The sequence below is a fragment of the Streptococcus downei MFe28 genome (assembly GCF_900459175.1).
Classification (GTDB): domain Bacteria; phylum Bacillota; class Bacilli; order Lactobacillales; family Streptococcaceae; genus Streptococcus; species Streptococcus downei.
Map to the genome: position 1 here is coordinate 1,890,302 of NZ_UHFA01000002.1, position 23,861 is coordinate 1,914,162.

Here is a 23,861-nt window from a genome sequence, read left to right on the forward strand (position 1 = left end):
ATTTTTCTCAAGGATCCAGACCATTAGATCAGCTGTTCCTGGCTAATATTAAAGTCAGCAAGAATCTTTTCTAAACCTTCAAAGTTTAGGCGAAAATGCTCCAATTTATGGCCATCAGACCCTAGGGAATACTTGTGACAGCCAAGTTCCTTAAGTAAACCCAGAGCATAGCGGTAAAGGTCCTCGTGATGATAGAGATAGATGGATTTGCTGTTAAGCTCGAAGGCCAGCCCCTCCTCAATCATCTTTTTGAAAATAGCCATCAGCTTTTGCTCATAAACTTGCAGATCCCTGACCTCCAAATCAAAGAGGCGAAAGCCATAATCAAAGTGGGCCAAGACATGGGCATCCACTCGCCCAATAGCCTTCTCAAGTAAGTCTAGGTACTCTGTAATAACCTCATCCCTACGGCGCTCTACTATCTCATCATCCAGATAATCATTTTGACCATTATGGTGGACCGACAATAACTTGAGGTCATATTCCTTATCTGCCAGATAGGCTAGAATATCCGCTTCACGAGGCTGATAATAGCCGATTTCAATGCCTCGCTTAAGACGATTGCCGTAGATTTGATTGAGGCGCTCAATCTCCTGACTATAGGCCTGGTAATCTGGCGCATCATCTTGCCCAGTATAAGGATTAGAAAGGTCAAAATGCTCGGTTGTCACAATTTGACCAGGGTAGGCTTCTAAATACTCCTCAAATTTAGCCTGAGAATCATAAGAAAAATAAGTATGTAGGTGGTTATCTCGCATGAAAGACCTCCGTTTTAATTGCAATAGCCCTTACAGTTAGTTGATAAAACTAATAATAGCGATGTCAGACCTGATAGGTCTTCTCCTTATTTTATCATATTCACTCATACCTTTTACTGCTAACTTAAAAAGAATGACGAAACTCCCTTTATCTCTTTTTGCCCACCGAAATGCCCACAACTATGCTATACTAGTTCTTAACGATTTAAATTCAGATAACTAGGAAAGGGGGCAGGAATGGCTAAAAAGAAAAATTCTCATCGGACCAAATGGAAAAAATTTTTTAAGGTCAGCAAGAAGAACCGTAAATCTTTTAACCTGACACTCATACTCATCCTAGCTATCCTACTCTTCCTAGCTTACGGCCTCTACAGTCGGCTGACCATCATTGATACCCAGCCCCCTAAAGTCAGCCAAGACAATCGAGATATTTCCGTTCTCTACTTCATCAACAGTATTGGCGAAGATGCTCGATCCATTTCTGAGGACAATGACCTCTACGCCTCTGTCATGATCGCCCAGGCGATTTTAGAAAGTAATCATGGAACTTCCAAATTGGGTTCCGCTCCCAACTATAACTTGTTTGGAATCAAGGGTAACTACAAGGGAAGTTCAGCTACCTTTCAAACCTGGGAGGATGATGGCAAGGGCAACACCTACAAGATTAATGCGGCTTTCCGAAAATACCCCTCTTATCGCGAATCCCTAGAAGATTATGCAGATATTCTCAGCAAGAACCTCTATGCCGATGCTAGAAAATCCAATACAAGCAGCTACCAGGAAGCTACCCAGGCTTTAACTGGTCGCTATGCTACCGATACCAGCTATAATGCCAAACTCAACCATCTCATCAAAATCTACCACCTAACCGACTATGACTATCCTATAAACCCTTATAAACCCGGACAAGTCTACAATGTCTACCGCATGGCCTATACTGATGTTAGCACCCTAAAGACAGATAATACTTGGGCTAAAAGTCAGTTGGGCAAGTAACTTTGCGCTTCAGAGCTGCAAGGATTTTCAAGCCCGGTCATAAACAAACAAGCAAGTTTTAAATTGAGATCTCAAAAAGAGCCATCCAGACGGATAGCTCTTTTATTAGCCTTTATTTATCTTATTTTGCAATATCAAAGACAACTGACTTAACATTCGTCATGGCTTGGATAGAGTATTTAACCCCTTGAACACCTGCACCAGACTTCTTAGCTCCCAAGAATGGGAAGTTATCAGTACCACGTTGGGTCTTGTTGTTGATGTGGACAGTACCAACTTCCAACTGCTCAGCAATCTTAAGGGCTAATGGGAAGTTGTTAGTGAAGACAGATGATTGCAGACCGTATTCGGACTCATTAGCAATTTCCAAAGCTTCATCAACAGAATTCACTCGGATAATTGGTAGGACAGGACCAAATGGTTCTTCCCAAGCCAAACGCATATCCGTAGTCACCTTATCAAAGACCGTTGGGTAAATGGTATTGCCTTCGCGTTTGATTGGTGTTGTAGCGACCGCACCCTTATCAGCCGCTTCTTGAATCAAACCTTCAACATAGTCGGCTGCCTTAGTATCAATCAATGGTGTAATGTCAGCATCTTCTTCTGGCATACCAACAGATAGCTTTTCAACCTTTTCAGTAACTAATTTAACTAACTGATCAGCCACGCTGTCCATAACCAGAACACGTTTAACGGCAGTACAACGTTGACCTGAGTAACCAAAGGCACCAGCAACGATATTATTAGCCGTCAATTCAAGGTCGGCATCTTCCAAGACGATAGCCGCATCCTTACCACCAAGTTCCAACATGATTGGACGCATACCAGCTAATTTACCAATGTTTTCACCAACAGGTGTAGAACCTGTGAAGTTGATAAAGTCAACAGCTTCGTGTTCAACGATGTAGTCACCGATAACGGAACCACGACCAGTGATGGTATTGAAGACACCGGCAGGAAGACCAGCTTCAGCAAAGGCTTCAGCCAAGAGCAAGCCAGAAATGGATCCTTGCGTTGGTGGCTTAAAGGCCACAACGTTTCCTGAAATCAAGGCAGGAGCAATCTTAGATCCAGCCAGGTTAACTGGGTAGTTAAATGGTGAGATAGCCAAGACTAGGCCAACGGGTTCGCGACGAACGACAGCAATTTTACGCTTGCTGGCAGCATCAAAGCTACCACCTTCAAGGACTTCCCCTTCAGCACGAACCCCTTCCTCTGCAGCAAAGTTGACAATTTCTGCAGTCCGAGTGACTTCACCGATAGCTGATTTAAGCCCCTTAGCAATTTCCTTAGACAGAACAGAACCAATCTTTTCCGCATCGCGTTCCAAAATATCAGCTGCCTTATGAATATAGGCCGCACGTTCAATATAAGAGAGTGCCCGCCATTCTGGTAGAGCAGCCTTAGCAGATGCATAGACATAGTCAACTTCTTCATGGCTCATAGATGGGACTGTCCCCAACTCTTTACCTGTCGCAGGCTCATAGATGGTAATCTCTTGTTCAGATAACTTCCACTCACCGTTGACATAGTTTTTGTATTGCTTTGTCATCTAATTCTCCTTTTACTTCTGATAGATTTATTCTATCACTTTTCTAACAATTTTCCAATATCCACTACGCTAATAATCAGAATATTTTGAAAGCTCCTATTTTTTAAAGTAGCCTTCAACCCTCAGCAGTTCCAATCCAGTCACGAAGGTAGGTCAGGCATTTATTGATGGTCGGGATGATTTAAAAAACTAGTTGACGCTCTGCGCTAATAACCGGGGCAATATCTCTAAGCTCACCATCTTCTAACGGCTCATTTGGCTAAGAGGAAAAGAAAAAGACCAGAGCTGGGCTCTGATCTCTAGTCGAAGACCTAGTCAACGTCAACGTATTCCTTTTCAAGTTCCAGAACTTCTTCCATAGTAGAACATTCGGTCAAGGCACGTTGCGCCAATTCTTCCATCTTCTTGGTATCTAGTTTCTTCATCAGGCTACGTGTCCGAAGTACGGAAGTCGCAGACATAGAGAACTCATCAAGTCCGATACCAACGAGAAGAGGGACTGCCTTTTGGTCACCAGCCATTTCTCCACACATACCAGCCCATTTGCCTTCTGCGTGTGCTGCCTTAACAACATTGTTAATCAAGCGCAGAATAGATGGGTTGTAAGGTTGATAAAGGTAAGAAACTTGTTCATTCATCCGGTCAGCAGCCATGGTGTATTGAATCAAGTCGTTAGTACCGATGGAGAAGAAATCCACTTCCTTAGCAAATTGGTCAGCCAACATGGCTGCAGCAGGGATTTCAATCATGATACCAACTTCAATATCGTCTGCCACTGGAACGCCTTCTGCCTGCAATTTAGACTTTTCTTCATTGAAGACTGCCTTAGCAGCACGGAATTCTTTAAGCAGGGCAACCATTGGGAACATAATCCGCAGGTGACCATGAACAGAAGCACGAAGAAGGGCACGAATTTGCGTACGGAACATAGCATCGCCAGTTTCTGAAATAGAAATACGCAAAGCACGGAAACCAAGGAATGGATTCATTTCTTTTGGTAGGTCAAAGTATGGCAATTCCTTATCACCACCGATGTCCATAGTCCGAACCACTACTGGCTTACCATTCATACCTTCAAGGACTTCCTTGTAGGCTTGATACTGTTCATCTTCGGTTGGGAAGTCTTGTGAGTCCATATAGAGGAACTCAGTCCGATATAGACCTACAGCTTCGGCACCATTGGCATTAACACCTTCAACGTCTTTTGGCGTACCAATATTGGCTGCCAATTCAAAGTGCTTACCATCAGCTGTTACGGTTTCAGCATCTTTGAGCAGAGCCCATTCAGCCTTTTGCTTAGCATAGGCTTCACCTGCAGCCTTAAATTCAGCTACTTGCTCATCACTTGGGTTAACAATTACTTGACCAGTAATACCGTTAACAGCAACGACATCACCCTGTTTAACCACTTCGGTGACATTATTAGTACCAAGTACCGCAGCGATTTCCAAAGTACGAGCCATGATAGCTGAGTGAGAAGTCCGTCCACCAATGTTAGTAACAAAGGCCTTAACAAACTTCTTGTCCAACTGTGCGGTATCAGAAGGGGTCAAATCGTTAGCGATAACGATTGATTCTTCATTGATAGAGGCTGGATTTGGCAATTTCTTACCTAATAAGTTTGCCAAGACACGCTTGGTCACGTCACGAATATCTGCCGCCCTTTCTTGCATGTAAGGATTATCTTCCATGCCTTCAAAGATGGTGATAAACATGTCGGTCACTTCAGTCAGGGCAGCTTCTGCATTGACTTCCTTGGCCCGGATGGTCTCCTTAATTTGACCAATCATTTCTGGGTCAGCCAGCACCATCAGGTGGGCATCAAATACGGCTGCAGCTTCTTCACCAAGGCTTCCTACTGCTTTTTCACGGATAAGAGAAAGCTCGTCCTGAGACGCTGCTAGAGCTGCGTCTAGACGAGCTTCTTCTGCATCTGTATCTGAAACTGATACAGTTTCAAATGATAAATCCGGTTGAACCAGCAGATATGCCTTAGCAACGGCAACACCATCAGATGCTGCAATTCCTTTTAGCATTTCTGTCATAATCTTATGCCAATCCTTCTTTTGTCATTGTTTCTTCGATAGCTGCGATAGCATCATCAGCATCAGTACCTTCAGCTGAGATAGTAACATCAGCACCTTGACCAACACCAAGGCTCATAACACCCATGATTGATTTAAGGTTTACTGATTTACCCTTGTAATCCAAAGTAATGTCTGAAGCAAACTTGCTAGCTGTTTGAACAAGCAAGGTAGCTGGACGTGCGTGAATACCTGTTTCTGCAACAATGTGGAAATCTTTAGAAGCCATAGTGGTTCTCCTTTTTTCTAATGTAAATATTTGGACTATCTTATGATAACCCTTACAAAATAGGATTATATCACATCACCCTGTCATTTTCAAGACTTAAACCAACTTTACATAAAAAATTGAAACCCTTTTCCCAATTATTTCAGACCGAGTTTTCAAGGCTTCCCTTCAGAAAAAAATTCTTGTTTTTCTGAAAGCGGGCAAGTAATATTTCTAGGCAAGCGACAAAGAGGAGGGGCATTTTTGGCTAACTGTTCTAAGGCTTATTTATCTATATAGAAGAAAAATGCCATTCATTTTAAGGGACAATCTTGCTGAGCCCTTGCTGGGACTAGCCTTAGAATAGATATTTTAATGAATGAAAGTAACCACAAGATGTTGGGGGTTAACTTTAGCTTAAACACAAAATATTGTGTTTTTTGAGTAAAATCGCTTGATTTTTTAGGACGATTTGGGTATCCTAGGAAAGTACTAAATAAGAGGAGAGAACAATGTCACAAATCACATTATTTTCAAAAAACAACTGTATGCAATGCAAGATGACCAAGAAATTCTTGGATCAAAATGGGGCTGACTATGAGGAAATCAACATTGATGAGTACCCAGAAAAAATTGACTACGTTAAAAGTCTAGGTTTCACAGCAGCACCAGTTATTGAGGCTGGCGATGTGACCTTCTCAGGTTTCCAACCAGCTAAATTGAAGGAAATTGTCTAGGGAATAAATAAAATGGCCAAGTCCAGCAAGTGGGCTTGGTCCTTCTTAAGCAAAAATCAAAACGAATAGAGAAGGAAAAACTATGAGTCTCAAAAATTTAGGCGATGTCTCCTACTTCCGCCTCAATAATGAAATTAACCGACCAGTCAATGGCCAAATCCCTCTTAATAAGGATAAGGAGGCCTTGGAGGCCTTCTTCAAGGAAAATGTCCTTCCCAACTCCATGGTCTTTGATTCTATCAGCCAGAAAATCAACTATCTGATTGAAAATGATTATATCGAAGCTGAATTTATTGGGAAATACAAGTCAGAATTTATTGAGAGCCTAGCTAAAGACCTGCAGGAAGCAGACTTTCATTTCCAATCCTTTATGGCGGCCTACAAATTCTACCAACAGTATGCCCTTAAAACCAACGATGGAACTGCTTATCTGGAAAGCATTGAAGACCGGGTGCTCTTTAATGCCCTCTACTTCGCTGATGGTAATGAAGTTTTGGCTCAGGATTTAGCTAGGGAAATGATTGCTCAACGTTATCAGCCAGCAACCCCTTCTTTCCTCAATGCCGGGCGCAGCCGCCGCGGTGAATTAGTATCTTGTTTCTTGATTCAGGTGACCGATGATATGAACGCTATCGGCCGCTCCATCAACTCAGCCCTGCAGCTGTCTCGTATCGGTGGTGGGGTTGGAATTTCCCTCAGTAACCTGCGGGAAGCTGGAGCTCCTATCAAGGGTTATGCAGGGGCGGCTTCCGGCGTTGTTCCTGTTATGAAGCTTTTTGAAGATAGCTTCTCCTACTCTAACCAACTGGGCCAACGCCAAGGGGCTGGGGTCGTTTATCTGGATGTTTTCCACCCAGATATTCTCAGCTTCTTATCCACTAAGAAGGAAAATGCCGATGAAAAGATTCGGGTAAAAACCTTGTCCTTGGGTGTGACTGTACCTGATAAATTCTATGAATTAGCCCGCAAGAATGAGGATATGTACCTCTTTAGTCCCTATACGGTCGAAAAAGAATATGGGGTTCCATACAACTACATTGACATCACTGAAAAGTATGATGAGCTGGTGGCTAATCCTAATATTACTAAGACGAAAATTTCTGCCCGTGAATTGGAAACAGAGATTTCTAAACTCCAACAAGAATCTGGCTACCCTTACGTCGTCAATGTGGATACGGCCAATCGCTCTAACCCGATTGACGGAAAGATTGTCATGTCCAACCTCTGTTCGGAAATTCTCCAGGTGCAAAAGCCTAGTCTGATTAACGATGCTCAGGAATTTGTTCAAATGGGTACCGACATCTCTTGTAATTTGGGCTCAACCAATATTGTCAATATGATGGCCTCTCCTGACTTTGGTCGCTCTATCAAGGCTATGACCAGAGCTTTGACCTTTGTCACCGATTCTTCAAATATCGAAGCCGTGCCAACCATTAAGAATGGTAACGCCCAAGCCCACACCTTTGGTCTGGGAGCTATGGGACTCCACTCCTTCTTGGCTCGCCATCATATGGAATATGGTAGCCCTGAATCCATTGAGTTTACTGACATCTACTTCATGCTGATGAACTATTGGACCTTGGTGGAATCTAACGCTATCGCCCGTGAACGTGGCCAAAGCTTTGTAGGCTTTGAAAAGTCTAAGTATGCGGATGGTACTTACTTTGATAAATATGTAACTGGCCAATTCCAACCAAAATCTGCTAAGGTCAAGGAACTCTTTGCCAAGCATTTTATTCCTCAAGCTGGGGATTGGGAAGCCTTGCGGCAGGCTGTGATGAAGGATGGTCTCTACCACCAAAACCGCCTGGCTGTCGCACCAAATGGATCCATTTCATACATCAACGATGTGTCGGCTTCTATCCACCCTATTATCCAACGGATTGAAGAACGTCAGGAAAAGAAAATCGGTAAGATCTACTACCCTGCCAGTGGACTTTCAACTGATACCATCCCCTACTACACCTCGGCCTATGATATGGATATGCGCAAGGTTATTGATGTTTACGCCGCTGCAACCGAGCATGTGGATCAAGGACTGTCTATGACTCTCTTCATGCGCAGTGAATTGCCACAGGAGCTCTACGAATGGAAAACTGAAAGCAAGCAAACCACGCGCGACCTGTCCATCCTGCGGAATTACGCCTTCAACAAGGGTATCAAGTCCATCTACTACATCCGCACCTTTACCGATAACGGTGATGAAGTTGGCGCTAATCAGTGTGAAAGCTGTGTGATTTAGTGAGACTTATTGTGTCTAAAGCCACTAATAACCCGACAATGCTTAGCTTGGAATTTAAAATACAAGTTTATAACTAAACGTACCAATAATTGACTTGTTCGAAATAAGTTTACTTACCTCAAATCCCCCTTAGAAGAAAAAATAGGGCTATTTAATTTATAGTTTAGGGTGGTAGAGGTGAACAAATTGAACCTAGACGATATTTTCGCTGTAGTGGCATTATAAGTGATACCATCGGTGTCACTTATAATGGATTTTTTGAGACCCTAGGCTCAGAAAATAGGAATGGAACGCCGACGGCGGTCGCTTCCGTCCGCACTACCTAAGAAAATATCAAAATAATAAATTTGATTTAAATCAATATGCCTTCCGAACAAGTCTAATCTATACAACTACTTTAGGAACAATATTATGACAACATACTATAAAGCCATTAACTGGAATGAAATTGAAGATGTGATTGATAAGTCAACCTGGGAAAAGTTGACGGAGCAATTTTGGCTGGATACGCGGATTCCGCTTTCCAATGATTTGGATGACTGGCGCAAGCTCTCAGAAGCGGAAAAAGACTTGGTGGGTAAGGTCTTCGGTGGCTTGACCCTGCTGGATACCATGCAATCCCAAACAGGTGTTGAAGCCATTCGTGGTGACATTCGTACCCAACACGAGGAAGCTGTCCTCAACAATATCCAATTCATGGAGTCGGTCCATGCCAAGTCCTACTCCTCCATCTTCTCGACCCTCAACACCAAGTCTGAAATCGAAGAAATTTTCGACTGGACCAATAATAATGAGTATCTGCAAAAGAAGGCAGAGATTATCAATGAAATCTATCTGCACGGGGGCGCTCTCCAAAAGAAGGTGGCTTCAACCTTCCTAGAAACCTTCCTCTTCTACTCAGGCTTCTTCACGCCCCTCTACTACTTGGGTAACAATAAGTTATCCAATGTGGCTGAAATCATTAAGTTGATTATTCGGGATGAATCCGTCCACGGAACCTATATTGGCTATAAGTTCCAACTGGGCTTCAATGAGTTGTCCGAAGAGGAACAATCCGAGTTTCGCGATTGGATGTATGACCTTCTCTACCAACTCTATGAAAATGAAGAGCTCTACACCAAGACCCTCTACGATGAGGTTGGCTGGACCGAGGAAGTCATGACCTTCCTGCGCTACAATGCCAACAAGGCCCTGATGAACCTTGGTCAGGATCCTCTTTTCCCTGATACAGCTGATGACGTCAACCCCATCGTCATGAATGGTATTTCAACAGGTACCTCAAACCACGACTTCTTCTCGCAAGTTGGTAACGGTTATCTCCTGGGTACTGTTGAAGCTATGCAAGATGATGATTATAACTACGGACTCTAAGTAAAAATCTCGCTTAGACCTGCTTTACTACTCAACAAAAATCAGAACTTGGTAAAGCTTTCAGGTTCTGATTTTAAAGCCTATAATCTTCCCAACGACTTGGGAAGGTCTTTCTTTTGTTCCAACTAGGCCTGAATGTTTTCATACTTTCTCTAAAAACGTTTCACCGTCTTGCATTATTTTTTCATAGTAGTAAACTGATTGTAAGATTAGATTTTTGAGGGGGCTCCTATGAAATTATACGTCCAGTTCATGATTATTCTTCTGTTTTCCCTGGCTGGAGAAATTATTTCAACGGTCTTTAAGTTGCCTGTACCAGGCAGTATTATCGGTTTAATTCTTCTCTTTATCGCCTTAGAATTAAAGCTGGTGAGGCTGCGGCATATCTATACGGTAGGTAAATTTTTACTCAACAATATGACCATTCTCTTTTTGCCAGCTGGTGTAGGTATTATGCAATATTTCAATGTCATTATTCCTAATCTCCTGCCTATTTTAATCATTACGCTAGGGGCCTTAGTCTTGAATCTATTGACCATCGGCTTTGTCGTTTCCTGGATAAAGAGTCGCTTCGAAGGCGATTATAAGGGGTAAGTCATGTCAACTATTTATACTAATCCCATCTTTGGTCTCTCCTTGTCAATTTTTGCCTATCTGATTGGCCTTTTAATCTTTAGGCGCTTTCCTCATCCCGCCACGACTCCCCTCCTAGTGGCAACGGTCGTCCTCATCGTCTTTTTAAAGGTGACTGGGATTTCCTATGCCGATTATTACAAGGGTGGCGTTTATCTCAATTCTCTAATTGTCCCCTCGACAGTTGCTTTGGCCATCCCTCTCTATCGGAATTTCCCCTTGATGAAGCACCACTATCGCAGTATTCTTCTGGGAACTGGGATTGCTACGCTCCTTAATACCATCTACACGGCTTTGATTGCAAAGTTTTTTGGCTTGGACTTCTTCTTTGCGGTCTCTCTTTTTCCAAAATCAGTTACGACGGCCATGGCTATCGGTATTAGTCAGAAAATGGGTGGGCTGACGACTCTGACCCTAGCGGTCGTGGTGATGACAGGTATCTTAACCAGTGTCATCGGCCCTTCTGTCCTCAAGGCCTTCAAGATTAAAGACCCTATTGCCTTTGGCTTGGCCCTAGGTGGAACCGGTCACGCTATTGGAACAGGCGCAGCCCTCAAATACGGTCAGATTCAAGGAGCTATGGCAGGCCTAGCCATCGGTATCACTGGTGTCATGTATGTCATCATCAGCCCGATTGTGGCCCAGTTGATTTTGAAATAAAGACTTTTCTTAATGGAAATCAACTTATTCCAAAAAGCATAGCCAGTCTTCACGATTGGCTATGCTTTTTTCTGTAACCACCTGGCTGGTGACAATTAATACTCTTCAAAAATCAAAATTATTCATCGTTAACTCACTTTGCCGTACCCAAGTACAGCCTGCAGTTCGTTGCCTTGACTATTTTTGATTTTTATTGAGTATAACTGTGTGTCTCAGGTCCTATTTCTTTTTTGTCTAGCGAAATATCTCTGCTAGGATAGCCACGCCCTGATCAATCTCTTCCTTACTCAGGGTCAGAGGTGGCAGGAGTCTAATGACATTGGTTCCAGCCGTCAGAACAATCAGACCCTCATCACGAGCTGCCTGGACCAGGTCTGCCAAATTTTCGGTCGTCTGGATACCAATCATATAACCCAGACCACGAATATCACTGACCTTGGGATTAGCGCCTAAGGCCTTTTTGAGCTGGTCTTGGAGATAATTCCCATTTTCCCAAGCTTGGTCGAGAAAACCTGGTGCCCTCATAAGATCAAGAACAGCCGAGCTGGCTGACATGGCCAACTTATTGCCACCAAAGGTGGAGCCGTGGCTACCGTATGAAAAGGCCGGGCTCAAGGACGACTTGGCCAGCATGGCTCCGACTGGAACACCGTTAGCCAGCCCCTTGGCTAGGGTAACAATATCGGGAATGATACCGTAGTGCTCAAAAGAGAAGAGCGTACCTGTTCTACCCATTCCTGTTTGGACCTCATCAACAATCAGGTAGAGGCCCTTATCCTGACAAAAGCTAGCTAGCTCTTGGACAAAGGTCTGATCTGCTGGAAGAACTCCAGATTCTCCCTGAACCATCTCCAGCATGACAGCAGCGGTATCTTCATTGACTAAAGCCTTAACAGAGTTCAAATCATTGAATTTGGCATAGCTAAAATGGGGGACGGCATCACCAAACCCGGTCTTAATCTTATCTTGGCCAGTTGCCGACATAGAGCCAAAGGTCCGACCATGGAAGGAATTTTCAAAAGTAATAATGCCCTGCTTTCCACTAGCCTTACGGGCAATCTTAATGGCAGCCTCATTGGCTTCAGCACCACTATTACAGAAGAAGGCCAGATAATCGTAATCACCGATTAGCTTCTTAGCCACCTCTTCTTGCAGGCTATTTTGATAGAGGTTGGGCGTGTGCCAGATTTCCTGGACCTGTTTTTCCAAGGCCGCCTTAACTTGCGGATGAAATCCCAGATTGGTGACCCCGATACCTGTTGAAAAATCTAAGTAATGTTTGCCCTGACTATCAATCAATTCATTGCCTTGAGCCTTGACAAATTCGATGTCTGCTCTTTTGTAATTTGAAAATAACTTGCTCATCTTAACCTCCAAAAATGTGATACTACCGCTCTCTTCATGTTTACTCTGCTGACCTAGCTAGGCTTCAATCAGGGTGCCACTGGCCAAATTATCACTAATTAGTACCTGATTAACACCTGCCTGAACCGTTTGGGCTGCACTTTCTAGTTTTGGAACCATGCCACCTGTGATGATTCCTGCCTCTATCTTATGAGAAATTTGGTCGATTTTTAAGCTAGGCAGAACTTGGCCATTTTCTTTGACACCAGGAACATCGGTCATGAGAATCAATTTTTCTGCCTGAAGGGCAATGGCAAGCCCCCTTGCCAGGTAATCAGCATTGATGTTAAGTAAGGTTTGCCCTTCTTGATAACCCACGGATGGAATCAGAGGAATTACCCCTTCTTCCAATAGAGACTCCAGCGCCTGACCATGAATCTGACTAATTTGACCCACATAACCATATTTGGCTTGGTCCAGAAATTCTGCTTCAACAAGGTCTGGTAATTGTTCTAGAACCTGTTGAGCAGGGAGTCCAGCTTGAGTCAGGCTGGCAAGAATATTTTTTCCAACCACCTCAACCAAGGCCGTCTTGACTAAGCCCAAGGACTGACTGTCTGTCACCCGTAAGCCGTCAATCTTTTTAACAGGAATTTGGGCTTCTTCCATGAGTTGGTTGATGGCATAGCCACCACCATGAACAACGATTAGGGATTTTCCCTGACTCTTCCAGCTAGCCAGCTGTTGGAGGAAATCATCGGTCAAGTTCTGGCTGGCCCGGCCACCAATTTTTATAACGATTGTATTCGACATGGCAATCCTTTCTTAGACTCTTGATTAGGTCCGATAGAGGGCATTGATTTTTACATAATCGTAGGAGAGGTCACAGCCCCAAGCCCGACCAGACTGATGACCAGCGTGGACGTCAACCTTAATCTGAATTTCATCTGCCTGCATAATCTCGTCCATTTCCTCACTATCAAAGGAAACCGGACTAGAGGCCAACATGACTGGCAAATGTCCCAGATAAATATCAATATTGTCTACTGGAATGTCAACCCCAGCGTAACCCAGAGCGGCAAGAATCCGGCCCCAATTTGGGTCTTCACCAAAGATGGCCGTCTTAACTAGGCTGGAACCCACAACCGATTTGGCCAGCATACGAGCATCTAGAGCACTCTCTACTCCCTCAACATCAACCTGGATAAGCTTGGTAGCCCCTTCACCATCCTGGGTAATTTTCTTAGCCAGACCTGCCATGACATATTCCAACATGGCAAGGAATTGGTCAAACTCAGGCGTATCAGGGAGAATTTCATCATTTTTGGCACAGCCATTAGCCATGACCAGAACCATATCGTTAGTTGAAGTATCGCCATCCACCGTAATTTGGTTAAAGGTTGTCTCCACCTTGCTGGATAGGGCCTTCTGCAGGGTGCTACTTGAAATATTAGCATCACAGGTGATAAAGCCTAGCATGGTAGCCATATTGGGATGAATCATCCCTGAACCTTTGGCAACACCTGCCATGGTAACAGTATCCTTGCCAAAATCTTGACTGACAACCACCGTCTTGGTCTGGGTGTCCGTTGTCAAAATGGCCTTGGCAAAGTCATCAGCATTCCCATTGATGACAATCTTAGACAGGCCTGCTTTCAGGGTACCCATGGGCAGAAGGTCACCGATGACTCCCGTTGATGCGATGCCAACCAGTTCAGGGGCTAGACCCAATTTCTCGGCTGTTAACGCTTGCATTTCCCGAGCATCATCCATGCCCTGAACACCGGTACAGGAATTAGCTATCCCTGAATTGACGACAATAGCCTGCATTTGGCCAGCTTTTTCCACCGATTGTTTGGTCACAATTAAGGGAGCTGCAATGACCTTGTTGGTCGTATAGACACCAGCAACACTGGCTGGACATTCCGAAACAATCCAACCAAAGTCCAGCTTGCGTTTTTTAAAGCCAGCATGTAAACCATCAGCCGAAAAGCCTAGAGGGCTAGCAATATTTCCGTTAAGTATTTCCATCATTTTCTCCTTTTAAATAGTGAGCTGGTCTTGCATCAGCTTCTGCCAGAAGTCTCTGGCAACTGCTCATAAAGAGCCTACCCTTAAACAGAACCAATCTAATCTTCAAGAATAAGGGGATGAAACTCGCCCTCCTTTGCTTTCATGGAGGGATTTCCCCGCTTTTTTGTCTATCTTAGAGATAGCTTGGACCTGACAGGAGACCATCTTCTTGGTCAAAGCCAAAAGCCAGATTCATATTTTGAATGGCCTGGCCAGCAGCCCCCTTGACTAGGTTATCAATAACAGAGACCACGGTCAGAACCTTGGTTGTAGGATTATAAGCAAAACCGATGTCCGTATAATTAGACCCCAAAACATCGTGGAGGTTAGGCAGACCAGCTTGCAGACGAACAAAAGGTTTGTCTGCATAAAATTTCTGATAGACTTGCCGAATTTCTTCCCAGCTAGCGTCCTTGGTCAACCTGATATAGGCAGTTGCCATAATCCCACGGTTGATAGGTAAAAGAGAGGTTGAAAATTGCAGGTGCTGAAAATCAGGATTGAATTTCTTTAGCTCCTGAACAATCTCAGGAATATGCTGGTGCTGATTGACCTTGTAGGTCATATAATTATCATGAACATTGACAAAGTGACTCGACTCAGCCAACTTCTTTCCTGCCCCTGTCAATCCACTCTTAGCATCTACAATGATAGAGTCCAAGTCTACCTTGTCCCAATTCATAAGTGGAATCAAGGACAATTCTGTTGCTGTAGCATAGCATCCGGGATTGGAAATGAATTTTCCAATAGGCCCCTCAGCAAATTCTGCTAAAGAATAAGAAAACTTGTTCAAAATAGCAGGGCTGGCTGCCTCCTTGCCATACCACTTTTCATAGCTAGAAGCCGATAAGCGGTGATCCCCCGAAAGGTCAATAAGGGGGAAATCATGCTGGACAAAGACCTCCGATGCCTCCTTGGCCACTCCACTAGGTGTCGCAAAGAAGACAAGATCTGTATTTTGTATAATATTCAGAGCTTGAAATTCTTCAATCTCTAGATCACAGATACCTTTTAGATGAGGATATAGGTCAGAGAGCTTCTGACCAATCTCTTTAGTAGCATGGATGGAGGCCACTTGAACCTGGCTGTGTTGAGCCAAGAGACGGACCAGCTCCAGCCCGCTATATCCTGTTACACCGACAATAGCTACCTTCATTTCCTCACCTCGTAATGAATAAATATGTGATTATTCTAAGGTGTTTTTGTATAAATGTCAAGTCTTTTTTGATAAAAAAAGTAAAATTATGCATAAATAATAATTTTCTATTTATTCTAATCTTATTGTTCGCCTTTTCCTTTTATGGTGATAGTTTTGCGTTTTTTCCCACAAGGAGCGAAAGGGATTAAAGTCCAATAAAAAAGAGCTAATGAACCTAGGCTCATTAACTCATCAATGGGAAAGCATAATTTATCTGTAAAAGGGATGTTTGTCATCTGAGGTTTTGGAATTGACTAGAACAGCATCGGACTGATAGGTCTGGCCTTCATATTTACTAGCCGTGCCTGTTGGTAGAAGGAAGATGCTAACCACATCTCCCCCCTTGGTTTGGAATTGTGCTTCCAAACGGCCATCCAAGAGGCGAGCATTGTAAATTTGGCCCTTACTAATTTTGCCTTTTTTGCTTTTATAGGTGACTTGACCGGCCGTATCAAAAGTAATACTTGCACCGGACTCACTTTTCCAGGTTCCGACAACAGTTGAGTAATCACCATTGAGGACACCGGTAACATCTAAGGGCAAAATCTTACCAGTCGTTTGGGCGACAGGATGTTCTGACGAAGAAGTATCTGAGCTGACCTTGTGTTCCATTGAACCCAGGCCAAATGCAACTAGAATTCCAACAATAATGAGAAGAGCCAGTTGCATATCAAATCTTAGATTTTTATCTCTTTCTTTAGTCCCTTTTAGCACATTTGATACTGTCATCAACATCTTGTGTCACCCCCAAACTTCAAATACTATATCTAGTAGTTTAGAGAAAATTTTTAACAAAATATTAGTATGCCAATACTATTTTTCTGTTTTTCCCTATCTCTCTCAAATGCAGGAATTATTCTACCATCTATTTCTTGATTTGACAAGTAGTATTAGAATATTTTTTTAATTTTGAAAACGAAAAGACCGATGAGAATTCATCAGCCTCTTTAGTAGTTCAATAAGATTTTCTATTTGAGGAGCTCTTTAGCCTGACTCAGGGCTGCCTGGGTAACTTGGTTACCAGCCAACATCTTGGCAATCTCTTCTACCCTTTCTTCTTTTGTCAGGAGACGGACGGTGGAGACGGTCGAGTCATCCTTACTCTCTTTTTCAATAAAGAATTGATAGTCGGCTGCTGCGATTACCTGAGGAAGATGGGAAATGGCCAGAACCTGACCGTGACTTCCTATCTTATGAATCTTTTGCGCAATAGCTTGAGCAACCCGCCCTGACACGCCTGTGTCAACCTCGTCAAAGACAATGGAAGTCTTGTCTTCCTTGCGAGCAAAGGCTGATTTGATTGCCAACATCAGTCGCGACAATTCTCCGCCAGAGGCTACCTTAACTAGTGGTTTGAAGCCTTCTCCAGGGTTGGTTGAGATGTAAAATTCCACCTGCTCATTGCCCTCGTGATTAAACTTAGACTTGCTGAATTTTACTTGAAAGTCTGCCTTTTCCATGTAGAGGTCTGTCAACTCCTGTTTGATTTCCCTTTCTAGGATTAGGGCTAGCTCATGCCGTTTCTGACTCAGATCTTGACTGGACGTCAACAGGTCTTTTTCCAAGGTTTTGAGCTGACCTTCTAAGTCATCGCTGTCAAGGTCATTGCCTGTCAAGTGGTCGTATTCCTTACTGATTGTGGCAAGATAGTCTAAAACATCATCAACACCGCCACCGTACTTTCGAGTAATGGTATTGATGACATTGAGACGATCCTCAATGCTATTGAGGCGGTTGCCATCAAAATCAAGATTATCAAGGATGTCGGATAACTGCTTGGTGACATCTTCTAGGATGTAGTAGCTTTCAGCCAGACTGGACGAGACCTCTTTATAGTCAGAATCAAAATCCTCAATCGTTTGCAGGTCATTCATGGCCGAGCGAACATTAGTCAAACTGGAAAAATCCTCATTATCCAGCATGGCGTAGGCATTGGTCAGGGTATCCGCAATATTCTTGTGGTTAAGTAACTTATCGCGCTCCTGGTTGAGCTTGTCATCCTCGCCTGGTTTAAGGTCAGCAGCCTCAATCTCAGCCAACTGGAATTCTAACATTTCAATCCGAGCCTTATGTTCCTGCTCATTCTTCTGCTTGTCAAGGACCCGCTTGCGAAGGGTGCGATAGGCCTCAAAACTAGTCTGATAGGCTCTCTTGCTGGCTTGAAAGTTCTCATCCCCAAACTCATCTAGAAGTTTGATGTGCTGGGGAGCCTTCATCAATTCTTCTTGGTCATGCTGGCCATGGATATCCACCAAATATTGGCCAACCGAGCGCAGGGTACTTAGATTGACCATCTGACCATTGATCCGACTGACGCTCCGGCCATTTTGAAAAATTTCCCGTCGAATAATCAGTTCATCACTAAAATCAATGCCATGTTCCTCCATGACCTGGCTGAGGGCCGGACTTTCTTCTACCGTGAAAAAGCCCTGAATCTCAGCCTTTGGGGCAGCGTGGCGGATAACTTCCGTACTGGCTCTAGCCCCCAGCATCATGTTCATGGCGTCAATAATAATGGATTTACCTGCACCGGTCTCACCTGTTAGGACTGTCATCCCCTTCTCAAAATTGAGGGAAATTTCCTCAATAATGGCAAAATTCTTAATGGAAATTTCTAATAACATAGGCTGTCCTCAATTAGTGGTGTTGCTGCACCCAGTTTCGTAAATTTTGGCCCAATTCTTTGGCCTGCTTGGCTGATTTCATAATCAGTAAGATCGAATCATCATCCGCAATAATGCTAAAGATCTCCTCTTGGTAGTCCTTTATCAAGAGGCGCTTTAGGTATCTGGTATTACCCGGCACGACCGAGATAGCAATCATCCGTTCCAGGCCCTTGATTGGGTCAGACAAGTCTCTGATATTCTCGCAGGCCTGCTGAAGCGGGGTCATGAGTTTGCGAGCTGACTCCTTAGATAGGCCATAGACATACTTGCCAGACTTACCTGGCACCTTGATGATACCGAGACTGTTGATGTCACGGGAAATGGTCGCCTGGGTTGACTTGAGACCATGGGCCTCTAATTTGGCAACCAAGTCGTGCTGGGTTTCAATTTCATTTTCTAAAACAATTTTACGCAGAAGATCTAAACGTTCATGCTTTTTCATTCTTGTTAAATTCCTCGTGTGCTTTTTCTACTGTTGGTATAATGGCAGACCTAATCAAATTTTGAGCTTGGTCACTTCTTTTTAGGTAGAGCAAAAATTCAATGTTGCCATGGCCACCCTGAATGGGAGAAAAATCCAGCCCCTGACAAGTAAAGCCAAAATCGAGAGCAAAATCCGTCACCTTCTCCAGGACCGCGATGTGGACTGATTTTTCCTTAACAATGCCATGCTTGCCAATCTGGGAGCGGCCAGCCTCAAATTGGGGCTTGACTAGGGCAATGACCCGATTGCCCTCAGTCAACAGACTAGCCAAGGCTGGCAGGATAAGCTCAAGCGAGATAAAGCTGACATCGATGGAGGCAAAGGTGGGTAACCCCTCTTTAAAATCTTGGGCTTGGGCATAACGAAAATTGTACTGCTCCATGCTGATGACTCTTGGATCTTGCCGTAATTTCCAGACTAACTGGTTGGTGCCGACATCAACCGCATAGACTAAGTGGGCCCCATTTTGCAACATGACATCGGTAAAGCCACCAGTTGAGGCACCAATATCAAGAGTTGTCAGGCCAGCAACCGAAATGTCGAAAACTTGGAGGGCCTTTTCTAATTTGAGGCCACCGCGACTGACATACTTGAGCTTTTGTCCCTTGAGACGTAGCTCTGTGTCATCGGCAATTTTTTCACCTGGTTTATCAAAGCGTTGACCGTCAAGCAGGCCGACAACCAGGCCAGCCATGACTCCCCGTTTGGCCTGCTCCCTAGTATCAAAGAGCCCCTGCTTATAGGCAAGAACGTCTACTCTTTCCTTAGGCATGGAGACGCAACCTTTCTAGTATTTTTAAAATCTTCTCAGGATTAAAGTCCCTATCTACTTCTAGTTTATGGAAAATAGCCCCTGCCTTATCAAGGGAATCATTCAGGATGCTGTAGGATTGCTCCAACCCAAGAAGGCTAGGATAGGTGGCCTTTTGCGCTGCCACATCCTTCTGAGGCGTTTTCCCCAACTCTTCAAAAGAAGCGGTCACATCAAGAATGTCATCCCGAACCTGGAAGGCTGTACCAACCAGGAGGCCAACTTCTTCCAGCTGGGCCAGAATTGCTGAATCCTGCTGGGCTAGAAGGCCAGCTGCCTTGAAAGGAAAGGCTAGAAGTTTACCGGTCTTGTGACTGTGAATGGTATAAACCTGATCTAGGGTCAGGGTCTGCTCTTCCCCCTCAATATCCAACATCTGACCAGCAACCATACCAAAGCTTCCTGAAGCCTGGGATAAGTCAGCAATCAAGGCCAGAGCAATACTGGGGTGCAAGTCTGTCTGGGCAATCAAGCCATAAGGATCCAGAAAAAGACTATCCCCTGCTAAAATAGCTGTTGCCTCATCGAATTGCTTGTGGTTGGTCAGACGCCCCCGACGGTAATCATCATCATCCATGGCCGGCAGGTCATCATGTATCAGACTGCCGGTATGAATCATCTCAAGGGCAGCTGCGACCTGATAGTGGGCCTTGGTCAGCTCAATTCCGAAACCTTCTAGGGTCTCCAAAAGAAGCAAGGGACGGATTCGTTTCCCACCTGCATGGACCGAATAGAGAATAGCCTCCATAAGTCTTGGGGAAACCTGGCTCTGCTCATAAAACTCCTTCAAAGCAGCATCAATTTTTTCAAGCTTAGTCATTTGTTTCCATTTCTGCTTCACTACCATCGGCCTGCATGACCTTAACCAGGGTCTTTTCAGCGTCCTCTAGAGTCTTTTGCAAATTCTTAGAAAGCACCATGCCCTTTTGAAACTCCGAAATAGCCTCTTCCAAGGGCACATCGCCGTTCTCTAATCTAGTGACGATGGCTTCTAAATCCTGTAAATTTTCTTCAAATGTTTTTTTCTTGCTTGGCATTTTCCACCTCTACTTCTACTTGACCATCCTTCATCTGCAGGGTCAACTGGTCCCCCTGCTTGAGGTCCGTGACACTAGTAATGGGCTTCTTATCTTTTTGGACAATGGCATAGCCTCGAGCCACAATCCGACTGGTATCTAGGGATAAGAGGGCATCCTGAGCCTTTTCAAAACGAGCCAGGCGGCTATCATATTGATTGGCCATATTGGCCTTGAGCAGGCGTTCCTGCTGAGATAGGCGCTCTTTTACTAGCTGTAAACGCCCCTGCAAATCAATACTGGCAAGCCTTTGGCTAAGCAGGCCCTGATCTTGCTGGGCCTGGCTTAAGCGGTAACGCATTTGCTTACTTAAATCATCTGTCAAGCGATCCAGCTTTTGCGCATGACCATCATAGAGTCGCTCCGGTTGGCGAAAGATAACCGATTGACTCCATTTAGCCAGTCGTTCACCCTCTTGGCCAATCCTGCGATTGGTGGCCTGATAGGCCCTTTGTCCAGCCTCTCGCAACCAAGCCAGAATATCAGCCTTGGTAACAGGCGTAGCCAATTCAGCGGCTGCTGTTGGCGTGGCTGCCCGTCTATCGGCCACATAGTCTGCCAGAGTTGTGTCCGTTTCGTGACCAACACTAGAAATAACAGGCAGACGGGATTCAAAAATGGCCTGGACTACGACTTCCTCATTGAAGGCCCAGAGGTCCTCAATCGAACCGCCCCCCCGACCAATAATGAGAAGGTCCAGGTCCTCTCTTTGATTAGCCTGGGCAATATTTTCAGCTACAGCCTGAGCACTGCCCTCACCCTGAACCTTGGTGGGAAAGAGAAGGATTTCCACCCCCGGGAAGCGTCGGCTAACCGTTGTGATGATGTCGCGAATAACAGCCCCGCTAGAGGACGTAACCACGCCAATCTTTTTTACAAATTGTGGCAGGGCCTGCTTGTGCTCGGCCGCAAAATAACCAGCCTGAGTCAGCTTTTTCTTGAGTTGTTCAAACTGGACAGCCAGAGCGCCAATGCCATCTGGCTCAGCTCGCTCAATAATGATGGAGTAGGAACCATTGGGCTCGTAGAGTTGGACACGACCAACAACATTAATCTTCATGCCCTCTTCAAGCTCAAAACCTAGCTTGCGAAAGACACCTGCCCAGATGGTGGCCTGAATGACAGCCTTCTCATCCTTGAGGGAAAAGTATTGGTGGTTGGGCCGTTTGCGGAAGTTGGAAACCTGTCCCGTCAGATAAACCCGCTCCAGATATGGATCTCGGTCAAATTTTAATTTAAGATATTTAGTCAGAGAACTGACTGACAAATAATCCGACAAGGGCTACCTCCCAACTCTTTCAAGAGTAAATGTTAGTTTATATTATAGCAAAATTTAGCTAAGAGAGCCATGAAAATGTATATTATTAGGCTTAAAAAGGGGGAAACTTTCAAATTTATACAGGGTCAGCCAGCCTTAGCTAGAACCAAGAAAGCTGGCTGTCATTTCCTCAAACAGCTTTGCATTTTCTGTAAGCTGATTAGCTGGTATCCTTGAGCCCAGCGAAATGGCGCAAAAAAGCCAGCCTGACTGGCTAGCCTATGAAAATTTATTTTGATTTGGTGAAGGCATTAGCCTTGTCATACTTATACTGGCTATAGTCAATATCTTGACCGCCTTGATTCTCCCATTGGATAGGGTAGAGGGTCTGACCATCATCACTCAACTTATAGCCTAAGTCATAACCTGAGCCCGTTGTCAATTGACCTGGAAAAACATTTCCCGATGCTTGGACAACCCTAAAGGTCGTGTCATCAACGGGGAGGGTTGAGGTAATAGCACCAGAGTTTTGCGTGTAGCTACCATCGCTGAGTTGAGTCGTCACGCTGACCGTTCCATCCTCAGCAAAGGTCAAACTAATGGTCGCCCCACCCTGTGTTCCCGTCCAAGTGCCGATGAGATTTTTGGGAAGCAATTCAGCATCTCCCAAGGTATCTCCGGCATCTGGCTTGGAGGAAGCTTGGCTGGACTTTTGCTGGAAGGCGGCCTTGGCTGCTGCCTCGTTCTGAGCAGCACGGTGGGAGGCATTAAAATGCAAAAAGATAAAGAGTGCCAACAAAAGAACACCTACAATAGAAGCAATGATGATGGTCGTCTGTTGCTTCTTCTTTTTGGCATAGGTTTCCTGCAAGCGCATATCGTAACGAATCTTTGCTACCATCTTCTTCTCAGCCGTCACATACTTCTGATAATCGCCCTTGGCTCTATCCAGAAGAAACTTAATCTCCTGACGGGACTGGTCATCGCTAGCAGAGGCTAGAGAATCTTGCAGACGGGTGACGCGATCTTTCAATTCCTTTTTAACTCTAGGGTCTCCCAGACCCTGGACACCGCTTTTACCGATTGCCTGCCTGTAATCATCCTCAAATTCTTTCATTGGCCACCTGTTCCTTTTTCCTTGGCTTACTTTTAATATTGTAACCTCTTTCAGAAAACTTTGTCAAGATAATACTGTTAAAGACAGGGGCAAGGACAAAGGTCCTTAACCTTTTACTTTCTTACCACCAAACATTTTGAGGTGGTGCTGATTGGAAAATCTTGTAGCTGTGAGAGGATTTTGACTTTTTAGAGGCTGGGCAAATGGAGTCACAAAAAAAGGCGACCACTGCTTTTTGGGCAGGGCCTCCTCAGATGATCTTATACTCTTCAAAAATCAAAACTATCCATCGTTAACTCACTTTGCCGTACCCAAGTACTGCCTGCAGTTCGTTGCCTTGGCTATTTTTGATTTTTATTGAGCATTAGTTTTTAAAGGCTTCAACTAGGGTCCTAAACTCCTCATTGGTCAAGGTAATGCCCTTGCCCATCTTAGTGTGGTCGGGGCTCCAAGAACGAATATCGTACTTGGCTGGGGCCCCATTGAAGCTCACCCGATTGAGTTCCTTGGTCCAGCCCTTGTCATTTTCCGAGAGTACCAAGAGCTTTTCTTCAATTTCAAATGTAAATTCTGCCATAGGTTTATCCTTTCAA

At 44.4% G+C, this 23,861-nt stretch carries 23 protein-coding genes; 6 read left to right on the forward strand and 17 right to left on the reverse strand.

Annotated features, from left to right (window positions below; genetic code table 11):
* Positions 1-23: 23 nt before the first annotated feature.
* Positions 24-758 carry a PHP domain-containing protein gene (locus DYE66_RS09060; protein ID WP_002996449.1) on the reverse strand — a complete coding sequence of 245 codons (735 nt, stop codon included), beginning with the start codon at positions 756-758 and terminating at the stop codon, positions 24-26.
* A gap of 237 nt (positions 759-995) precedes the next feature.
* On the opposite strand from DYE66_RS09060, the gene DYE66_RS09065 reads away from it, so the two are divergent.
* Positions 996-1,754 carry a glucosaminidase domain-containing protein gene (locus DYE66_RS09065; protein WP_002997247.1) on the forward strand — a complete coding sequence of 253 codons (759 nt, stop codon included), beginning with the start codon at positions 996-998 and terminating at the stop codon, positions 1,752-1,754.
* A 121-nt stretch (positions 1,755-1,875) separates the two neighbouring features.
* On the opposite strand, the gene DYE66_RS09070 is transcribed toward DYE66_RS09065, so the two are convergent.
* From DYE66_RS09070 to DYE66_RS09080, 3 genes are all read right to left on the reverse strand, one after another.
* Entirely contained in the window at positions 1,876-3,306 is a 1,431-nt protein-coding gene (locus DYE66_RS09070; protein ID WP_002997261.1) for an NADP-dependent glyceraldehyde-3-phosphate dehydrogenase, read from the reverse strand.
* A gap of 311 nt (positions 3,307-3,617) precedes the next feature.
* Positions 3,618-5,351, reverse strand: a complete 1,734-nt coding sequence (gene ptsP / locus DYE66_RS09075) for a phosphoenolpyruvate--protein phosphotransferase (RefSeq protein ID WP_002997029.1) — start codon at positions 5,349-5,351, stop codon at positions 3,618-3,620.
* Positions 5,352-5,355: 4 nt separating this feature from the next.
* Positions 5,356-5,619 carry a phosphocarrier protein HPr gene (locus DYE66_RS09080; protein ID WP_002996544.1) on the reverse strand — a complete coding sequence of 88 codons (264 nt, stop codon included), beginning with the start codon at positions 5,617-5,619 and terminating at the stop codon, positions 5,356-5,358.
* 491 nt (positions 5,620-6,110) lie between these two features.
* On the opposite strand from DYE66_RS09080, the gene nrdH reads away from it, so the two are divergent.
* The 5 genes from nrdH to DYE66_RS09105 all read left to right on the forward strand — a co-directional run bounded on the left by nrdH (position 6,111) and on the right by DYE66_RS09105 (position 11,241).
* Complete coding sequence (gene nrdH / locus DYE66_RS09085) at positions 6,111-6,335, forward strand: glutaredoxin-like protein NrdH (RefSeq protein ID WP_002997382.1); 225 nt, start codon at positions 6,111-6,113, stop codon at positions 6,333-6,335.
* A gap of 82 nt (positions 6,336-6,417) precedes the next feature.
* Positions 6,418-8,577, forward strand: a complete 2,160-nt coding sequence (gene nrdE, locus DYE66_RS09090) for a class 1b ribonucleoside-diphosphate reductase subunit alpha (protein WP_002997226.1) — start codon at positions 6,418-6,420, stop codon at positions 8,575-8,577.
* A gap of 411 nt (positions 8,578-8,988) precedes the next feature.
* Entirely contained in the window at positions 8,989-9,948 is a 960-nt protein-coding gene (gene nrdF / locus DYE66_RS09095) for a class 1b ribonucleoside-diphosphate reductase subunit beta (RefSeq protein ID WP_002996991.1), read from the forward strand.
* A 231-nt stretch (positions 9,949-10,179) separates the two neighbouring features.
* Positions 10,180-10,542 (forward strand): CidA/LrgA family protein, encoded by a 363-nt coding sequence (locus tag DYE66_RS09100; RefSeq protein WP_002996746.1) that lies wholly within the window; start codon positions 10,180-10,182, stop codon positions 10,540-10,542.
* A gap of 3 nt (positions 10,543-10,545) precedes the next feature.
* Positions 10,546-11,241, forward strand: a complete 696-nt coding sequence (locus DYE66_RS09105) for an LrgB family protein (protein WP_002996487.1) — start codon at positions 10,546-10,548, stop codon at positions 11,239-11,241.
* A 234-nt stretch (positions 11,242-11,475) separates the two neighbouring features.
* Here DYE66_RS09105 and DYE66_RS09110 read toward each other — a convergent pair whose 3' ends face one another.
* The 13 genes from DYE66_RS09110 to DYE66_RS09175 form a co-directional block, all read right to left on the reverse strand.
* Positions 11,476-12,606 (reverse strand): acetylornithine transaminase, encoded by a 1,131-nt coding sequence (locus DYE66_RS09110; RefSeq protein WP_115325133.1) that lies wholly within the window; start codon positions 12,604-12,606, stop codon positions 11,476-11,478.
* A 57-nt stretch (positions 12,607-12,663) separates the two neighbouring features.
* The gene (argB, locus tag DYE66_RS09115; RefSeq protein WP_002996830.1) at positions 12,664-13,398 is read right to left on the reverse strand and encodes an acetylglutamate kinase; all 735 of its coding nucleotides are present in this window, start codon (positions 13,396-13,398) and stop codon (positions 12,664-12,666) included.
* Positions 13,399-13,422: 24 nt separating this feature from the next.
* The gene (argJ, locus tag DYE66_RS09120) at positions 13,423-14,616 is read right to left on the reverse strand and encodes a bifunctional glutamate N-acetyltransferase/amino-acid acetyltransferase ArgJ (RefSeq protein ID WP_002997006.1); all 1,194 of its coding nucleotides are present in this window, start codon (positions 14,614-14,616) and stop codon (positions 13,423-13,425) included.
* 175 nt (positions 14,617-14,791) lie between these two features.
* Positions 14,792-15,814 (reverse strand): N-acetyl-gamma-glutamyl-phosphate reductase, encoded by a 1,023-nt coding sequence (gene argC / locus DYE66_RS09125; RefSeq protein WP_002997297.1) that lies wholly within the window; start codon positions 15,812-15,814, stop codon positions 14,792-14,794.
* Positions 15,815-16,066: 252 nt separating this feature from the next.
* Complete coding sequence (locus DYE66_RS09130; protein WP_002997455.1) at positions 16,067-16,591, reverse strand: DUF6287 domain-containing protein; 525 nt, start codon at positions 16,589-16,591, stop codon at positions 16,067-16,069.
* 233 nt (positions 16,592-16,824) lie between these two features.
* Positions 16,825-18,480, reverse strand: a complete 1,656-nt coding sequence (recN, locus tag DYE66_RS09135; RefSeq protein ID WP_002996752.1) for a DNA repair protein RecN — start codon at positions 18,478-18,480, stop codon at positions 16,825-16,827.
* Positions 18,481-18,493: 13 nt separating this feature from the next.
* A complete protein-coding gene (locus DYE66_RS09140) occupies positions 18,494-18,964 on the reverse strand; it encodes an arginine repressor (protein ID WP_002996882.1) in 471 nt (156 codons plus the stop codon).
* A complete protein-coding gene (locus DYE66_RS09145) occupies positions 18,951-19,778 on the reverse strand; it encodes a TlyA family RNA methyltransferase (protein WP_002997273.1) in 828 nt (275 codons plus the stop codon). Before DYE66_RS09145 ends, DYE66_RS09140 begins: the two co-directional genes overlap by 14 nt.
* Positions 19,771-20,637, reverse strand: a complete 867-nt coding sequence (locus DYE66_RS09150) for a polyprenyl synthetase family protein (protein WP_002996466.1) — start codon at positions 20,635-20,637, stop codon at positions 19,771-19,773. Before DYE66_RS09150 ends, DYE66_RS09145 begins: the two co-directional genes overlap by 8 nt.
* Positions 20,630-20,854, reverse strand: a complete 225-nt coding sequence (locus DYE66_RS09155) for an exodeoxyribonuclease VII small subunit (protein WP_002997378.1) — start codon at positions 20,852-20,854, stop codon at positions 20,630-20,632. Before DYE66_RS09155 ends, DYE66_RS09150 begins: the two co-directional genes overlap by 8 nt.
* Positions 20,829-22,172: an exodeoxyribonuclease VII large subunit gene (xseA, locus tag DYE66_RS09160; RefSeq protein ID WP_002997326.1), complete on the reverse strand. Its 1,344-nt coding sequence runs from the start codon at positions 22,170-22,172 to the stop codon at positions 20,829-20,831. Before xseA ends, DYE66_RS09155 begins: the two co-directional genes overlap by 26 nt.
* Before the next feature lie 268 nt (positions 22,173-22,440).
* Positions 22,441-23,268: a hypothetical protein gene (locus tag DYE66_RS09170; RefSeq protein ID WP_002996792.1), complete on the reverse strand. Its 828-nt coding sequence runs from the start codon at positions 23,266-23,268 to the stop codon at positions 22,441-22,443.
* 364 nt (positions 23,269-23,632) lie between these two features.
* The gene (locus DYE66_RS09175) at positions 23,633-23,845 is read right to left on the reverse strand and encodes a YdbC family protein (RefSeq protein ID WP_002996811.1); all 213 of its coding nucleotides are present in this window, start codon (positions 23,843-23,845) and stop codon (positions 23,633-23,635) included.
* Positions 23,846-23,861 lie beyond the last annotated feature (16 nt).

Bases quoted from the DNA above. Each gene is read 5' to 3' on its own strand.
- nrdH (WP_002997382.1), top strand. From the start codon at position 6,111: ATGTCACAAATCACATTATTTTCAAAAAACAACTGTATGCAATGCAAG.
- DYE66_RS09070 (WP_002997261.1), bottom strand. From the start codon at position 3,306: ATGACAAAGCAATACAAAAACTATGTCAACGGTGAGTGGAAGTTATCT.
- argC (WP_002997297.1), bottom strand. From the start codon at position 15,814: ATGAAGGTAGCTATTGTCGGTGTAACAGGATATAGCGGGCTGGAGCTG.
- DYE66_RS09155 (WP_002997378.1), bottom strand. From the start codon at position 20,854: ATGCCAAGCAAGAAAAAAACATTTGAAGAAAATTTACAGGATTTAGAA.
- DYE66_RS09105 (WP_002996487.1), top strand. From the start codon at position 10,546: ATGTCAACTATTTATACTAATCCCATCTTTGGTCTCTCCTTGTCAATT.
- DYE66_RS09170 (WP_002996792.1), bottom strand. From the start codon at position 23,268: ATGAAAGAATTTGAGGATGATTACAGGCAGGCAATCGGTAAAAGCGGT.
- DYE66_RS09140 (WP_002996882.1), bottom strand. From the start codon at position 18,964: ATGAAAAAGCATGAACGTTTAGATCTTCTGCGTAAAATTGTTTTAGAA.
- ptsP (WP_002997029.1), bottom strand. From the start codon at position 5,351: ATGACAGAAATGCTAAAAGGAATTGCAGCATCTGATGGTGTTGCCGTT.
- DYE66_RS09130 (WP_002997455.1), bottom strand. From the start codon at position 16,591: ATGTTGATGACAGTATCAAATGTGCTAAAAGGGACTAAAGAAAGAGAT.
- DYE66_RS09145 (WP_002997273.1), bottom strand. From the start codon at position 19,778: ATGCCTAAGGAAAGAGTAGACGTTCTTGCCTATAAGCAGGGGCTCTTT.
- DYE66_RS09060 (WP_002996449.1), bottom strand. From the start codon at position 758: ATGCGAGATAACCACCTACATACTTATTTTTCTTATGATTCTCAGGCT.
- nrdE (WP_002997226.1), top strand. From the start codon at position 6,418: ATGAGTCTCAAAAATTTAGGCGATGTCTCCTACTTCCGCCTCAATAAT.
- nrdF (WP_002996991.1), top strand. From the start codon at position 8,989: ATGACAACATACTATAAAGCCATTAACTGGAATGAAATTGAAGATGTG.
- DYE66_RS09080 (WP_002996544.1), bottom strand. From the start codon at position 5,619: ATGGCTTCTAAAGATTTCCACATTGTTGCAGAAACAGGTATTCACGCA.
- argJ (WP_002997006.1), bottom strand. From the start codon at position 14,616: ATGGAAATACTTAACGGAAATATTGCTAGCCCTCTAGGCTTTTCGGCT.
- argB (WP_002996830.1), bottom strand. From the start codon at position 13,398: ATGTCGAATACAATCGTTATAAAAATTGGTGGCCGGGCCAGCCAGAAC.
- recN (WP_002996752.1), bottom strand. From the start codon at position 18,480: ATGTTATTAGAAATTTCCATTAAGAATTTTGCCATTATTGAGGAAATT.
- DYE66_RS09150 (WP_002996466.1), bottom strand. From the start codon at position 20,637: ATGACTAAGCTTGAAAAAATTGATGCTGCTTTGAAGGAGTTTTATGAG.
- DYE66_RS09100 (WP_002996746.1), top strand. From the start codon at position 10,180: ATGAAATTATACGTCCAGTTCATGATTATTCTTCTGTTTTCCCTGGCT.
- DYE66_RS09065 (WP_002997247.1), top strand. From the start codon at position 996: ATGGCTAAAAAGAAAAATTCTCATCGGACCAAATGGAAAAAATTTTTT.
- DYE66_RS09110 (WP_115325133.1), bottom strand. From the start codon at position 12,606: ATGAGCAAGTTATTTTCAAATTACAAAAGAGCAGACATCGAATTTGTC.
- DYE66_RS09175 (WP_002996811.1), bottom strand. From the start codon at position 23,845: ATGGCAGAATTTACATTTGAAATTGAAGAAAAGCTCTTGGTACTCTCG.